The 14,118-nt window shown below is 56.0% G+C and carries 20 protein-coding genes and 1 pseudogene; 19 read left to right on the top strand and 2 right to left on the bottom strand.

What is annotated here, in order from left to right; translation table 11 throughout:
• Positions 1–372 precede the first annotated feature (372 nt).
• Together L8K08_RS29825 and L8K08_RS29830 are read right to left on the bottom strand one after the other, a co-directional pair.
• Positions 373–1,842 (bottom strand): hypothetical protein, encoded by a 1,470-nt coding sequence (locus tag L8K08_RS29825; protein WP_242201950.1) that lies wholly within the window; start codon positions 1,840–1,842, stop codon positions 373–375.
• A 353-nt stretch (positions 1,843–2,195) separates the two neighbouring features.
• Entirely contained in the window at positions 2,196–2,852 is a 657-nt protein-coding gene (locus L8K08_RS29830; protein WP_242201951.1) for an XRE family transcriptional regulator, read from the bottom strand.
• Between the two features lie 109 nt (positions 2,853–2,961).
• Here L8K08_RS29830 and L8K08_RS29835 point away from each other — a divergent pair, with 109 nt between their 5' ends.
• From L8K08_RS29835 to L8K08_RS29925, 19 genes and pseudogenes are all read left to right on the top strand, one after another.
• A complete protein-coding gene (locus L8K08_RS29835; protein WP_017255748.1) occupies positions 2,962–3,141 on the top strand; it encodes a Cro/CI family transcriptional regulator in 180 nt (59 codons plus the stop codon).
• 213 nt (positions 3,142–3,354) lie between these two features.
• On the top strand, positions 3,355–4,146 hold the full coding sequence (locus L8K08_RS29840; RefSeq protein ID WP_242201952.1) for a Rha family transcriptional regulator: 792 nt from the start codon (positions 3,355–3,357) through the stop codon (positions 4,144–4,146).
• A complete protein-coding gene (locus L8K08_RS29845) occupies positions 4,143–5,072 on the top strand; it encodes a helix-turn-helix domain-containing protein (protein WP_242201953.1) in 930 nt (309 codons plus the stop codon). Before L8K08_RS29840 ends, L8K08_RS29845 begins: the two co-directional genes overlap by 4 nt.
• Positions 5,059–5,856 (top strand): hypothetical protein, encoded by a 798-nt coding sequence (locus tag L8K08_RS29850; protein ID WP_242201954.1) that lies wholly within the window; start codon positions 5,059–5,061, stop codon positions 5,854–5,856. The genes L8K08_RS29845 and L8K08_RS29850 overlap by 14 nt, the downstream gene beginning before the upstream one ends.
• Positions 5,853–6,323, top strand: a complete 471-nt coding sequence (locus L8K08_RS29855) for a hypothetical protein (protein WP_071486906.1) — start codon at positions 5,853–5,855, stop codon at positions 6,321–6,323. Before L8K08_RS29850 ends, L8K08_RS29855 begins: the two co-directional genes overlap by 4 nt.
• The gene (locus L8K08_RS29860; RefSeq protein WP_242201955.1) at positions 6,320–6,919 is read left to right on the top strand and encodes a recombination protein NinG; all 600 of its coding nucleotides are present in this window, start codon (positions 6,320–6,322) and stop codon (positions 6,917–6,919) included. Before L8K08_RS29855 ends, L8K08_RS29860 begins: the two co-directional genes overlap by 4 nt.
• Complete coding sequence (locus L8K08_RS29865) at positions 6,916–7,461, top strand: hypothetical protein (protein ID WP_242201956.1); 546 nt, start codon at positions 6,916–6,918, stop codon at positions 7,459–7,461. Before L8K08_RS29860 ends, L8K08_RS29865 begins: the two co-directional genes overlap by 4 nt.
• Before the next feature lie 170 nt (positions 7,462–7,631).
• Complete coding sequence (locus L8K08_RS29870) at positions 7,632–7,865, top strand: hypothetical protein (protein ID WP_242201957.1); 234 nt, start codon at positions 7,632–7,634, stop codon at positions 7,863–7,865.
• Between the two features lie 77 nt (positions 7,866–7,942).
• Positions 7,943–8,119, top strand: coding sequence for a Com family DNA-binding transcriptional regulator (locus tag L8K08_RS29875; protein ID WP_242201958.1), 177 nt, complete (start codon positions 7,943–7,945; stop codon positions 8,117–8,119).
• 16 nt (positions 8,120–8,135) lie between these two features.
• Positions 8,136–9,062 (top strand): lipid II-degrading bacteriocin, encoded by a 927-nt coding sequence (locus tag L8K08_RS29880; protein WP_242201959.1) that lies wholly within the window; start codon positions 8,136–8,138, stop codon positions 9,060–9,062.
• An 8-nt stretch (positions 9,063–9,070) separates the two neighbouring features.
• Positions 9,071–9,367, top strand: a complete 297-nt coding sequence (locus tag L8K08_RS29885; RefSeq protein WP_242201960.1) for a hypothetical protein — start codon at positions 9,071–9,073, stop codon at positions 9,365–9,367.
• Between the two features lie 173 nt (positions 9,368–9,540).
• Positions 9,541–9,912, top strand: coding sequence for a chemotaxis protein (locus tag L8K08_RS29890; RefSeq protein WP_025856073.1), 372 nt, complete (start codon positions 9,541–9,543; stop codon positions 9,910–9,912).
• Complete coding sequence (locus tag L8K08_RS29895; protein ID WP_242201961.1) at positions 9,912–10,229, top strand: hypothetical protein; 318 nt, start codon at positions 9,912–9,914, stop codon at positions 10,227–10,229. Before L8K08_RS29890 ends, L8K08_RS29895 begins: the two co-directional genes overlap by 1 nt.
• Positions 10,230–10,282: 53 nt before the next feature.
• A complete protein-coding gene (locus L8K08_RS29900; RefSeq protein ID WP_242201962.1) occupies positions 10,283–10,513 on the top strand; it encodes a hypothetical protein in 231 nt (76 codons plus the stop codon).
• On the top strand, positions 10,501–10,692 hold the full coding sequence (locus L8K08_RS29905; protein ID WP_242201963.1) for a hypothetical protein: 192 nt from the start codon (positions 10,501–10,503) through the stop codon (positions 10,690–10,692). The genes L8K08_RS29900 and L8K08_RS29905 overlap by 13 nt, the downstream gene beginning before the upstream one ends.
• A 310-nt stretch (positions 10,693–11,002) precedes the next feature.
• Positions 11,003–11,626, top strand: a complete 624-nt coding sequence (locus L8K08_RS29910; RefSeq protein ID WP_242201964.1) for a putative metallopeptidase — start codon at positions 11,003–11,005, stop codon at positions 11,624–11,626.
• Between the two features lie 32 nt (positions 11,627–11,658).
• Complete coding sequence (locus L8K08_RS29915; RefSeq protein WP_034097514.1) at positions 11,659–12,135, top strand: DUF2280 domain-containing protein; 477 nt, start codon at positions 11,659–11,661, stop codon at positions 12,133–12,135.
• Entirely contained in the window at positions 12,110–13,432 is a 1,323-nt protein-coding gene (locus L8K08_RS29920) for a terminase (protein ID WP_242201965.1), read from the top strand. Before L8K08_RS29915 ends, L8K08_RS29920 begins: the two co-directional genes overlap by 26 nt.
• Positions 13,429–14,118 (top strand): annotated as a pseudogene (locus tag L8K08_RS29925) (hypothetical protein); the annotation flags it as partial. The gene L8K08_RS29920 and the pseudogene L8K08_RS29925, both read left to right, overlap by 4 nt.

A 14,118-nucleotide genomic window follows, 5' to 3' on the forward strand; every position in this document is an offset into this window, starting at 1 on the left:
ATGGGTACACCGTTATGCAAGTAAAAGAGGGCTGGGAAGTCGCGAGCAGTGACCGCCGCCTGGCTGGACCTTTTGATCGTAAAGAGGATGCAGTAGGGGCCGCAAAGGCTCTACCGTCGAAAGGGTAGGGAGAGGCAGAAACAAGAAGCCCGGCGCTGGGCCGGGCTTGCTCTTAAAATTTATTAGGCTTCATAGCATTTCTCCAAATTGAATTCGGTATGCCACAGAAAATCGTAAATTTTAATTTGGTTTCATCTAATCACCTCTTTTGGCCATCCTTGGTCTAGATCCATAGTCGCTCCGGAACGTTCAAAAAATCAAGGCCTTCATCGAGCGTTTTTTTACGTTTTGAGCTGTCTAGCAAGATTTTTGCTACTGGTTGAGGCTTTTTAAGTCTGCATCCGTGTGTTCCGCTCCGTTCAGCAGGTTAGCGGGAGCTACCTCCACATGATCTTGGGGCTGCCCATGTGATTCGCAAGCCCTAGTGTTGTAGTGAGCAGAGGCTCCGATGTCATTTTTCGAAGGCTCCTTAGTATCAATTTGAGCCGACTCGGATTCTTCTTCCATTTCCGCGACCTCTACCAGGTTAGAGTCGTCCATTTCGTCTAGGATTAGTGGGCCTTTAACTATGACAAAGTCTCTACCGTAAATATCTTTAAATGCAGATTTGAACTGGTCTGTTTTTCTGAACCAACGAAACAAAGGCCATTCAGTGTAGTTAACCTCTGACACCTCTTCGCCGTTTCCTATTTTTCTCATGAGGTCCGCCGCGTCGTCATACTTGTCAGTTAATACTAAGTTGGCGAGTTTGAACTTGCTAGAGAGTGGAGAGAAATCTATGGTATCAAGAAGTTGATTTAATTCTTTTGATTTTTCCTGGCCTTTAAATGATATTGCTAAATTAATGGTCATATAAAGGCTGCTTTCGGCATTGACTTTTTTGAATGCCTTTTCAGTCGCCAGGCTTAACATTTTCTCAGCAAGTTTGTAGTCATGTTGAATAAGTAAGTCATAGCATATTTCTATATACGATCCTTCAGCATCCTCAAGTTCAGATGACAATAGCTTTCGCCAAAGAACTTGCACTAACTTTAGCCCGATTTCGGCTACACAGTTGCACGCATTTCTATAGTATTCAGGTGTTATATTTAATCGAGTGCCAGGGATAACTGTAGGGTCAAGCTTTATTTCATACTTTTTGCATGTTTCAATATAGTGCGCACTAGCTCGCCCATCAGCGTGCACTAGTAGGTTTCGCCTCTCGGTCAGTTCGACAAAATCTTTCCACGAGGGTAGGTTTGTAAGCTTTACATCAAGCCTTTTAGACAGCCACTCGAATTGCGCTATGTGGCTATCGCGAAGTAAAGTTTCGATCTCCTTGTCAATTATAAACTCTCTAGCATTCTCTATACTTCCGAACTGCATGAGTTCTGTGAATGTTATCTGCCTGGTACAAGAATTTAAAATTTCGGGTTTTGCTTTGTAAACATTTCTAAGAGTCCGTGATAAAAACGCGTCGAAGAGGCTTACGACAGACACTACTGCCATTTTAGGAAGGCTGACGGAGAAAATCGCGAAATCGTCAAATGCGCGCTGTAAAATTGCGTGCCTTTTTGCAAAGCCTTCTTCCACAACATAGCTTTCTAATCGCCCTTGCTCATCGTAAGTTTTATCTTTTGCGTGAGACTCTATTAATTTGTCTAAGTCTTTCTCTGTGCGGTCTGTGATTGTTCTGCAAGCATGGGCGAATGTGGGTAGGACTCTCTTTCTGCTACTAATTTGACGAATGAACCAATTTGAGTCTTCGTCAAAACTATGGTCAACTTTCCCTGTTTCACTCATTCCGTTTAGCTCCTGCCGTGTGTCTATATTTTTGATTGGAATTAGTATAGATCGTAAAATTCAAACCGAATGTTTGCTCGATGCCTTTGCAATTAAGCCGAGCGCAACCGTACATCACTGGTGATCGCCTATAGCAATGGCTCTTGGCTATCATCTCAAATATTATCACAATGACGCAACGCACACCCAAACCAGAGCTGATTACGCGCTTGAGACCTGATGAGCTGCAGCTGAGACCACTTCGAATAGCCGGGAGTCAGCATTAAGACGTCTAACCCAGCCAATACCCCCAACTTTGTTCCTGAAGCTCTGCTCTAGCCATCAGGTCGATGGTTTTCCAAGGCCGGATGGCATCAGTAAAACTTCTGCAGCGCCTGCACAACCACACCCACGATCCGACAGTTCTCGTCGACAGCCTCAATGGGGTAGCTCGGGTTCAGAGGTTTCAGGAACAGTCGGCCGCCGTCGCTGACCAGCTTCTTGAATGTGGCTTCATTGCTGTCCGGTAGCTTGGCCACGACCAGCTTACCTGGTGCAACCTCCGCTTCAGTGTCCACTAGGATCAGAGTGCCCTCGGTGATGCTCTGACCGGCGGGCGCCGTCATCGAGTCACCTTTAACTGTCAGCCAGAACGCCGGGCCTTTGGAGTCGTACTCCGAAAACTCGTAGGTGTCCGAGATTCCGGCGGGGTAGGGCTCCACTGCTTCCGTCCAGGCGCCGGCGGCAACCCAGCTGACTACTGGGTAGCGGAATGATTTTGTGGGCTGGGCGGCGGGGGAGATATTTGATTCGGTAGCCTCCCGCTCATTGCCCTCGCCAATGGCTAGCCACTCAGCCCGAAAGCCAGTCGCTTTCGCCAGGGCGTAAAGGTTCTCCGGCCTGAGGCTTTTGCTCTCGCCGGTGATCCACTGAGTGACGGCCGAATTTGCAACGCCGCAAAGCGATGCAATTTCCCCTTTCTTTTTACCGCTGACCTGTATGGCGCGGGCGATACGTTCGTGTCTTTCCATGGACTCAATATTAAGTTAACTGAATTTAAGCATGCAGTAGGTTCAAATCACCGTTGATGCCATAACTTAAGCATGCTTAAATTGCAGCAGGCTCGAACGAGGATGCGCAATGAATACGCATGAAGTCGCCGAATTCTTCGGCAGCAAGACGAAGCTGGCACTCGCCTTGGGCATCCGTCCAAGCGCCGTGACCATGTGGGGGGAAACGATCCCCGAATCCCGGCAGTACCAGATCCAGGTCCTTTCCAAGGGCAAGTTCAAGGCGACAAAGAAAGACCAGGCCGCCTGACAGGCAAACCCTTCTGCCCATGTAGCCAGTATCGGCCCAGCCGGTCTGCGAAGTAAGAAACCTGAGGTCGCTGGTGTTTTATCCAGTGGGTTTTGAGAGAGGCGATGCGGGGAGTAGGGCGAGGTGGTTGGCGCTTCGGCGCCGAATTACAGGCAATAAAAAAGCCGACGGTCGAGGTCGGCTTCTTCGATAAAACTTAGCGAGGCCGATTATATGCAAACCCAGCCACATATCAATAGCACTACCAATCTCGCGCCACGTTTTCCGCAATCTGAAAACGTGGCGCGCAAAACTATGACCTCCCGCGAGATCGCCGAACTGGTCGAATCTCGCCACGACAGCGTGAAACGCACCATCGAGCGACTGGTCGAACGGAAGGTTATTAGTTCTCCACCAATGGTGGAATACCTCGACGGCCTCGGCCGCCCAGCTGCCGAGTACCTGATCTGCAAGCGCGACAGCTTCGTTGTTGTCGCGCAACTCAGTCCAGAGTTCACCGCCGCCCTCGTTGACCGATGGCAGGAACTGGAAGGGCAGGTCGCGCAACCACAGCAGCTCTCCACCATCGAAATTCTGCAGATCGCCATGGAGTCTGAAAAGGCTCGCTTGATGCTCACCGCCCAGGTCGAGCAGCAGGCGACGAAGATCCACTCCTTGGAGAACTTGTTCAAAGAGGGCATGACCCACACCCAGTTCTGCAAGGGCCTCAATGGGGTCAACGTCATGCAGGTGGGCAAGTACCTGGAAGCGCGCAGCTGGCTCTACAACGAGAGCAAGTCCGGCCTACGTCACCGTGTTGGCTCCTATGCACGCGACAAGTACATGACCGAGCACCAGGTCGAAGTCACCCCGCACGGTAGAGACCCTTTCATCTCCTATACACCGGTTCTGCTGAAGAAGGGCGCCACACGCCTGTACGATCTGTACCTGGCTAGCGAGCTGCCCATGAAGAAGACCTGGGACGGCTTGTTCACGCACGAAAAAGCAATGCGAGGTGCTGCGTGAGCATGGGCCTTATGGTCGCCGCGATGAAGCTTCGCGTCGGCAACCCATTGCGCAAGCTGGTACTGATTAAGCTGGCCGACAACGCTAGCGACATCGGCGAGTGCTGGCCGTCCTACCAGCACATTGCCGACCAGTGCGAGATCAGCAAGCGTTCTGTCATGAACCACATCACCGCTCTGTGTGAGGCGGGACTGTTGCGCAAGGAGATCCGGAAGGGAGGCCCAAAAGGGAATTCGTCGAACGTTTACTTCCTGACCCTCGAAGGGGGTGGTGCACCTCCTGCACCAGGGGTAGTGCAGCAGATTCACCCGGGTAGTGCAGCAGGTTCACCCCCTAGTGAATCTCCTGCACCAGGGGGTAGTGCAGCAGCTGCACCCAGAATCAGTAACTCTCTTGAACCAGTCATGGAACCGGTCAATGAACCAATTGCACCCCCGGCTCCCGCCGAGGTTGTTCCGGCTCATTCCCGCGGCTTGATGCTGGTGGCTGATCGCACCGATGCCCCACGGGTTGAGATCCCCGCCGACATGCCTGGCCCCAAAGACCAGACCTGCAAAACCTTCAAGGTCTGGGCGAACTACGCCATGGCTTACCGCAAGCGCTACAGCGCCTGGCCTGTGTGGAATGCCAAGGTCGGCGGCCAGCTCGGACAGTTGGTAGACCGTCTCGGCGCCGACGTCGCCCACCACGTTGCTGCCCACTTCCTGAAAACCAGCGATGCCGCTGTGCTGCGCAAGTGCCACAGCCTCAATGAGCTGCTGGCCAACGCCGAGAGCTATCACACCCAGTGGGTGACCGGGCAGCGCATCAACGGCACAACCGCCCGCCAGATGGAACGGACAGAGGCGAACCACTCCGCAGCGGAGCAGGCCGCCCAGATGGTTCTGGCCAAACGCCAAGCAGGTGACCGCAATGAATACCTTTGAAATGAATGACCAGCAGGTAGCCGGGCTGGCCGCTGCCATCTGCGCAACCGCCGAGGCCATGGGCCAGGAAATGAACCCAGGCACTGCCGCAATGATGGCTGAAGACCTCTGCGCGTATCCGGTGCCCGTCGTCAAAGCCGCGCTTAAGGCCTGCCGCTTCGAGGTGAAGGGCAAGCTGGCCATGGCTGACATCCTGCAACGCGTCCAGTCCTCCGACGGGCGCCCTGGGAAGGACGAGGCTTGGGCCATCGCCATGACGACCAACGACGAATATGAAACCGTGGTGCTGACCGACGAGATCCAACTGGCCCTGGCAGCAGCGAAACCCATCTTGGATGGCGGCGACAAAATCGGTGCGCGCATGGCGTTCATCGACGCCTACCAAAGGTTCGTGGGCCAGGCCCGCGAGGATGCGAGACCAGTCAACTGGCACGTGTCCGTGGGCTTCGACGCCAACCGCCGTATCCAGGCTGTGACCAAGGCGATGGAGCTGAAGCGCATTCCTCGTGAGCACGGCCAGAAGTACCTGGCAGACCTGAGCGTCGAACCGATCACAGAGGACGGTCGCGCCATCGCTGGCTTGCTCACTGGCACCGTCACACGGCCCGAGCCAGAGCTTCGGCAGAAGCTGGAACTGGTGAAAACCTCGATGCTGGAAATGCGCAAGGCCAGTGCTGAACGGAAAACCGAAATGCGGATTGATGCGGCAAATGAGTTGGCTGATCGCAGGGCGATGCTCATCAAGCAGGCTCAGGAACTGGAAGCGAAGAGGGCGGCGCCATGACCGACAAGATTAGCGTGAACTGCCAGGCCAAGCTCTCTGAGGCTATCACCAAGTTGAGCGCCATGTACCGCGACAAGAAGTTCGTGGTGGTCTCCCTGCGCCCGGGCAAGGACCGCACGCTTGACCAAAATCGGTTGTGGTTCGGGATGTACAAGCGCATCGCCGAAATGACCCAGATCGGTGACGCGGCTGACGCCCGGCGCTACTGCAAGCTGCACTTTGGCGTGCAGATCCTGCTGAACGAGGATGCCGGGTTTCAGGCCGAGTGGTATCGCGTCATGCGCCATCTCCCCTACGAAACGAAGCTGGCCATGATGGGGGAGTGCCATTTGTTCGGCCCTGACGGCTTCCCGGTAACCAGCCTTTTCAACCGCGCCCAGGGCATCAATTACACCGACCGCATCGCCGCCTATTTCACAGGCCAAGGTGTGGTTTTCACTGATCTACTCAGCAAGGAGGCTGCATGATCGCCAAGCAACCCAAACCGAAGAAGTGCAAGAACCCGGCATGCGGCATCAGCTTCCCGCCGCAGCGCCTGGGCCAGGTCGTATGCAGCCCGAAGTGCGGCCTCGCTATCAAGGACGTGAACCAGGCGAAGGCGCGCAAGTCGCTGGCCCAGGTTGAGCGCCGCGAGATCAAGGTTCGCAAGGAGAAGCTGAAGTGCAGGGCGGATCACCTGCGCGAAGCCCAGGCTGCGGTGAACGAGTACGTGCGAATGCGTGACGCGCACTTTCCCTGCATCAGCTGCGACTCGACGCCCAACGACAACGACCTCATAACCGGCAGCCGGTGGGACGCTGGGCACTATAGATCCGTCGGCGCCTGCCCAGAGCTGCGCTTCGAGCCGCTGAACATCCACCGGCAGTGTGTGAAGTGCAACCGCAACCTTTCCGGCAACGCGGTGGAGTATCGCATACGCCTGGTGCTGCGCATCGGCGCCGAGAAGGTGGCGTGGCTGGAGGGGTTACACCCGGCCTCCAAGTACACCGTGGAAGAGATCAAGGCCATCAAGGCCAAATACCGGGCAATGACCAGAGAGCTGAAAAAAGGGGAAGCCGCATGACCTATCGCAACGTTGTTTCAGCAGTAGTTCGGGCGCTCGCGGCCGAGACCATCAGTTCCGCCGGCGGCTGCGACTTTGAGCCGAAGGTGCAGTGCGCCAAGCAGAAGGGGGAGATCGTCGGTAAGGAGGCTGCGTTTCTCCAGGACTGCTGGGTGTTCGGGCGGCTGCACAAGGCGTTGACCCCAGCTCACTGGCGGGCACTCGTGGCGAAGTACTCGACGCACCAGGAGCGCAAGCACGGTGCTATTTTGGAATTGCTCAACTCGGTGAAGACGCCGGCGCCGAAACGTTTTCGGGAATGTGCAGTGCTGACCTGGGCCATCCCGCAAGTAGGAGGTGCCGAGGGCAAGCGCTCCGCCGCAGTGCTGCCGGCAGCATGGTACGACATCACCAACTGGGATAACGACGGCAAGCCAGAATCAACGCGGTACCGGTGGCGCTCAGGGATCCGCAAAACACTGGATGACCAGGTGAACGAGGCGCTCACTGCCGCTCAGGAACTGCTTGATGCGGAAGGGCTAATCGAAAGTTGTGTGGCGTAGCAAAAAGCCGTTGCAATGAGTGAGAAAGTGAGAGAGTATTTACCCATCCTATCGATCTTGCGCGTTAGGGGTTTGCACTTCAAAGCCCGGCTTATATGTCGGGCTTTTTATTGCGCTCAGTTTGTGCAAGGTCGAAAATAGAGCTTCCGACTATAAACTGGGAGAGCGTCATGGTTTTGCGTGGCATGGCACAGATGCATGTCGACGACTTGGCGGAACGGTTCAAGAAGTTGGTTGTAGGGCAGGCTGGCAACGCGGATATTCAGTTTGCGTGGGTAGTTTTTTATCAGGGCCGAATGTTCGGGGCTTATTCAACGGCCGAGCTTGCGCTGAAGAAAATAACGGACATTGAGCACTGCATCAGCGTCGACGAGGCCCCAGTCCCTCAAACTTCAAGCGACTAAAATTTTTATGAAGCCCCGCCCAGAGCGGGGTTTTTTATTGCCCACGGAAAGGGCGATTCAGCAAAAGGGATTTGCAGATGTTGAAAGAATTCAGATGCGGTAACTGCAAAAGACTTCTCGCCCGCACGGGTGGGTTTACAGAGCTCCAGATCAAATGTTCCCGATGCGGGACGTTGAATCATGTGAAGGCCACGAGCCTCGAGCAATCGCCTTTGAGCGACATGAAAGCGGAATCCTCCGCTTTGAATCATTAAACTCAAAAGGTCCAGCATGACAAATGAACTACCTGCAACAGTTATCTATGCATACCCACCCGAAGGTTCTCCTTACAGCTATGGTGTGGGCGTAGTCGTGAATCCATTTATGGATGACATGCTAATTGCTCAAAATATGTTCCAGAACGCGTCTGAAGCACTCTATAACGGCAGTGGGATTTGGGGTGCATTTGAGACAAGAAGCACCCTGAAAGTCATGGAGGAGTGCTTCAAGGGCTTAAGCGGCAAAACTTATGCGGAGGTTGAGCAGCAATTTCGCTATCACTGCGAAGGCGGTTTGGCTTTCTTCAGTTCATTTGCGACGGTACCACCGGAAAATAAATACCTTTACGTTGGAAACGGCGCATACGGTTCGGCTGATTGGATGACGCAGAATCAGTACGGCTATCAAATGGCCGGACTTCTAGTCCCTCCATTGTCTGTTCCTTACCGTGCAGAGCCTGTAGATTTTTACGGCACGATGATGATGCCGCTTGCTGCAATTGGATATTGGATCTTTGGAGGTGGCCAACCACGCAACGTGCACATTGGCTCTCTGAACTTGCAAATGCTGCCACGTGATTTCCAGCCAATCGCAACCCTCCTGAATGATCCGGGCAATGTGGGTAGCTTTGAGGTAGGTGCACCGTTCAGTTACAACATTTTTGATAAGGCGCCGCTTGATGTACCGGCAGCAGGCATGCTGGGTCGAGTTTCCGGCAACGTAAAAGGGACGCTTGATATTCAGCCTGACGGCACGTATGTTTTTAATGGCAGCTATTCGCTAAATAGTGATTTTTATGACGCTGACAAAAGCAATCGGACGTGGGCGCAAGAGGCTCTCACCACGTTCCTCAAGGGGCTCGGTGACACTTTCGGGCATGACGATTACTACATCAATGTCCTGGGCGAGCAATCTGTTCAGTACTCAGGTAAAAGGTAAGGATTCCGGTGAAAAAAGTTTTTGGATTTCTCGCGCTAATTGGGGCGAGCATCATTATGAGCGGCTGCGGAAACGAGCAGCAGACTGCAAGTTGTTCGGATAAAGGAGAGGCTTTTTTCACCGAGTCTTTGGACGTGTATTTCGCGAAACACCCACAGGCAGGTGGTGATAAAAGCTACACACTTCAGCCTGGCGCTCGCTACGACGAAACGAACAATTGGTGGGTCGTCCCGTTTGATTACGGTGATAAACGCGCTCAAGCGTTGTTGAGTTGTGATGGGCATTTGGAAATAAGCTTGCGTTAAGCTGACCTTTGAAACCTCCGCCGTGTGGCGAAGGTTCATTGACTACTGACTTAAGGCCTCGCCATCGTGCGGGGCTTTTTCGTTTTCGGCCCCACCATACCCATCGCTATGGCTGGGAGTGCTGCTGGGGCTGACCTATTTCTGGCGAATGCCATTTTCTTCATGGAGCAACGATGGATCCTACTGACCTCGGCCCAGGCACAGCTACCTGGCTGGGCGGTAGCGCCACCGTTGTGCTCGGCGGCCTGCTTTGGCTGCGCCGCTTCCTTTCCAAGGATGCGACCGACCGGGCAATGGACAGCGCCGATATCGGCACGCTGAAGCGCCTGAACGAGTTGCTGAATCAGGAGCGTGCCGCCCGCAAAGAAGCCGAGGCCCGTGCTGATCAGTTCGCGAAAGAGCGGAATGACCTGGCCGCCGCCGTAGGGCGCATGGAAGGGAAGATTGAAGCGCTCACCAGTCAGGTCGCCCAACTCACTGACCGCGTGACGCAACAGAGCGACGAGATCACTCGCCTGCGCACCAAGCTGGGAGGAATCGCCTGATGGACAGATGCGCATTGGAATTTATCGCACGTCGTTGGTGGCGCCGGGCTGAGGTCTGGGCGATTGCCGTCGTGCTGGTTGGTGGTGGAGCTGTTCTTGGCTACCAGGCCGCCTATTGGTCTCTCGCCGAGAGCCAGAGCAACCAGGTGAAAGGCATTCGCGAGGCGTACGACACGGCCATGGCTGAGCGTGATAAGCGCCTTGAAGACTTGACCCGCAAGACCGGCACCGCCGCCGACAAAGCCACGAAGGCTGCAACTACTGCGGCCCAGGCCGCCGACAAAGCGGACGAAGCCCTCAACCGGGTTTCGCAGTAATCCGCGCCACGTTTTCGAATGCGCCAAATCGTGGCGCGACATTGGAGCACAGCATGAGTGATCAATCAGGCGAGCACGTCCATTGGGTTGCTGATGGCCGAGGCCGGCGACTGGTGTTCATTGACGGGGTGCGCACCAACTGGGTGGCGTACGCAGACACAAGGGCTGGCATCGCCGTTGTATTCGATGACCCGGCAGCCTCTTCTGATGGCGAGCACATCGACTTCCACCCTGTCTGGGGCGAGATCACCGTTGTTCCTATGGAGGGAGCATGCCCAACGTAACCCGACTGCGCCACGCGCTACCGTTTAGCCAGGATATCAATGCAGCGGTAAGCGCTCTCGACAAGGCTATTGCCGATGCAGTGGATGCGGCCAAGGCAGCCGGGCTTCCCCAAGGCCTGATTGTTGGGTTGCTCCACGGTCACGCCCATGCACAGACACACCAGATGGTGGCCGAATGACCGTCAAGGTTCTGGAGTTCAAGCGCCCTGATGCTGCGCACTCAGCCGGGGAAGCCATCTGCACGCAGTGCAAGCATGAGTGGGTCGCTGTGGCGCCGGCTGGTCAGCGGAATCTGGAGTGTCCATCCTGCAGTTCGCATCGCGGCGTATTCAAGTGGCCCTATGGTCCGTCCGAAGGCGATGAGGGCTACCAGTGCAATTGCGGCTCTGACGACTTCTTTATCATGCGTCGTGGCAAGCAGTCGAATGGCGCCGTGCATTGCCGTGGGTGCGGTACTGAGGCGACCGGCTGGTTCGAGTAGGAGGAATCATGGACAGGCCATGCCCACCCGCTTCACTGCTTGAGCTGTCAGAGCTATCCGACTTCGGCATCCGCCTAACCCCGGCTCCCGAAGTATGGGAATGGCTCCAGGCTGAGATCCTCGCCGACACCGGCACCATTCACAACGAAGACCATGCCCACCTACTGGATGCAGACATCCGGATCATGTGGGCGTCGTCGAGCTTCGAGAAACAGGGCAGGACAGTCCTGGGCCAAGCCGAACAGGTAGCGTTCCGCGCTGGCGGCTGGCAGAAAGCCCGGATGGAGCAACAGATGCGTGATTGGTTCGGCGATGTGCCGGCCTTCATCATCACTCTGGCTGCTGATTACTGCGCCCAGTGCAGCGACCTTGAGTTCTGCGCGCTGATCGAGCACGAGCTGTATCACCTGGCTCACGCGACCGACAAGTACGGTCAACCAGCATTCACCCAAGAAGGTGCACCGAAGATCAAGCTGCAGGGCCACGACGTCGAAGAGTTCGTCGGTGTCGTCCGCCGCTACGGCGCAAGCCCTGCCGTTCAAGCGTTGGTGGATGCTGCAAACAGTCCTGCCGAGGTGGGGAAATTGAACATATCGAGGGCCTGCGGAACCTGTCTGCTCAAGTCGGCCTGATTCCATGACAGGTATTGACGGATGACAACCATATGGCAGTACTACGAAGCGAGGTCAAAGCCTTCATCGTTCAGGCTCTGGCCTGCTTCGATACGCCATCCCAGGTGGTAGCAGCGGTCAAAACAGAATTCGGGATTGAGATCACGCGCCAGCAATGCGAAACGCACGACCCGACAAAGTTTGCCGGGCAGAAGCTCGGCAAGACCTGGGTGGACCTGTTCCACGCTGCTCGCAAGCGATTCCGTGAAGAGACAACCGATATCCCCATTGCCAATCGCGCGTACCGGCTTCGCGGTCTTGGGCGGCTGGCCGAGAAGGCTGAGAGCATGCGCAACCTGGCGCTGACTGCTCAGTTGTATGAGCAGGCCGCCAAGGAAGTGGGCGATGCCTACGTGAATCGCCGCCTTGAACCTGAAAAGCCCTTGGGCTCCCACGCTGACCAGCAGCACGCCGTTGCTGAGTACACCTTGGAGCCCGATGAGAATGTCCCCGCTACCCCGTACCTTTGACCCGCCGGTGAAGCTGACGCCGAAGCAGGCGAACATTTACTGCTGGGGTTTTCAGCCTGAGGCCCGCTTCCGCGATGCGGTTTGTGGTCGCCGGTTCGGCAAGACGTTCCTGGGCAAGGCCGAGATGCGTCGTGCTGCCCGCTTGGCTGCGGAGTGGGGCGTAAGCGTCGAGGACGAGATCTGGTACGGCGCGCCGACCTTCAAGCAGGCTAAGCGGGTGTTCTGGAGGCGCCTGAAGCAAGCCATTCCCGAGGCGTGGCGTGCACACCGCCCGAATGAAACGGAATGCTCAATCACCCTCAAGTCCGGCCACGTAATGCGCGTGGTGGGGCTCGACAACTACGACAACCTGCGTGGCTCCGGTCTGTTCTTCGTCCTGGTGGATGAATGGGCGGACTGCCCGTGGGCCGCGTGGGAAGAGGTACTGAGGCCGATGCTTTCGACCTGCCAGTACACGATCCCGGATGTCGGGGTGCGAAAGGGCGGCCACGCGCTGCGTATTGGCACGCCGAAGGGCTTCAACCACTGTTACGACACGTATCTGGATGGCAAGCCAGGTGGCGAGCCGGATCACAAGAGCTGGCAGTACACGTCATTGCAGGGCGGTAACGTCCCCCCTGAAGAGTTGGGAGCCGCTCGCCGGAAGATGGACCCGCGTACCTTCCGGCAGGAGTACGAAGCTGGCTTCGAGAACTACGCGGGCGTCGTCTACTACACATTCAATCGCGATGAGTGCCGAACCAGCGAGCGAATCAAGCCAGGCGAAGCGCTGCACATCGGTATGGACTTCAACGTCATAAAAATGGCGGCTGTCGTCTATGTCGTGCGTAACGATCTGCCGATGGCCCTGGATGAGTTTCACGGTGTTCGGGACACGCCGGAGATGATCGAGAAGATCCAGACACGGTTCCCTGGGCACTCGGTGGCGGTCTATCCCGACGCTAGCGGACAGAACACCAGCAGCAAAAACGCGAGCGAGTCCGATTTGTCGCTGCTGAAGAAAGCAAAATTCACGGTGATCGTCGACTCCACAAACCCAGGCGTGAAAGACCGGGTGAACTCGGTGAACGCCATGTTCCTGAACGCCTACGGCGAGCGACGACTGAAGATCAACATCGATCAATGCCCTCAGCTCACCCTGTGTCTTGAGCGACAGACCTACACCGACAAGGGTGAGCCGGACAAAGATCCGAAAAAGGGTCACGACCATATGAACGACGCCGCCGGCTACTTCATCGCCAAGCGCTATCCGATCAAAGCGATCGTCACTTCTATCAAAATGGGATACGCCCGATGAGCAACGACGTCTCCTTCAAGCGGGCGGAATACACGGCAGTGCTGGACCGCTGGGCGACCGTTCGCGACGTCTGCGCGGGCCAGCACCGTGTAGTCGATCGGCTGCCGTACATCAACGCACACGATAAGTCGCCGGAGAACGAAGACCGGAATCGTGCTTACCGCGAGCGGGCGGTGTTCAAGAACGCAACCGGGCACACCCGTAACGGGCTGCTGGGTCTGGCCTTTCACAAAGACCCGACGCTCACGGTGCCGAAGAAACTGGAATACCTGCAGGACAACGCCAACGGCTCCGGGGTGAGCATCTACCAGCACTCGCAGGGCACGCTTGAAAAGGTGCTTGAAGCTGGTCGCCACGGTCTGTACGTCGACTATCATCAGGACGACGGCATCGGCGGGCACTCGGTGATCCTGTCCTACTGCGCCGAAGACATCATCAACTGGCGCACGGGCATGGTGAACGGTCACAGCGTGCTGACGCTGGTGGTGCTGCGCGAGTCTCCGGAGATTCCTGACGGCTTCGGCTACAAGACAGTTGAGCAGTACCGCGAATTGGCGCTCGAGGATGACGGTTTTGTCTGCCGTGTCTGGCGTCGGTCCGGGCCGAAAGGCGGCGGGCCGCTGGCAGTCATCGATGAGTTCAAGCCCGAAGGCGTAACTGGTCGGCTCAAGGAAATACCGTTCACT

This window comes from Pseudomonas sp. TREG-RG-20F-10-E-6-01 (assembly GCF_022662455.1).
Taxonomy (GTDB): Bacteria; Pseudomonadota; Gammaproteobacteria; order Pseudomonadales; family Pseudomonadaceae; genus Aquipseudomonas.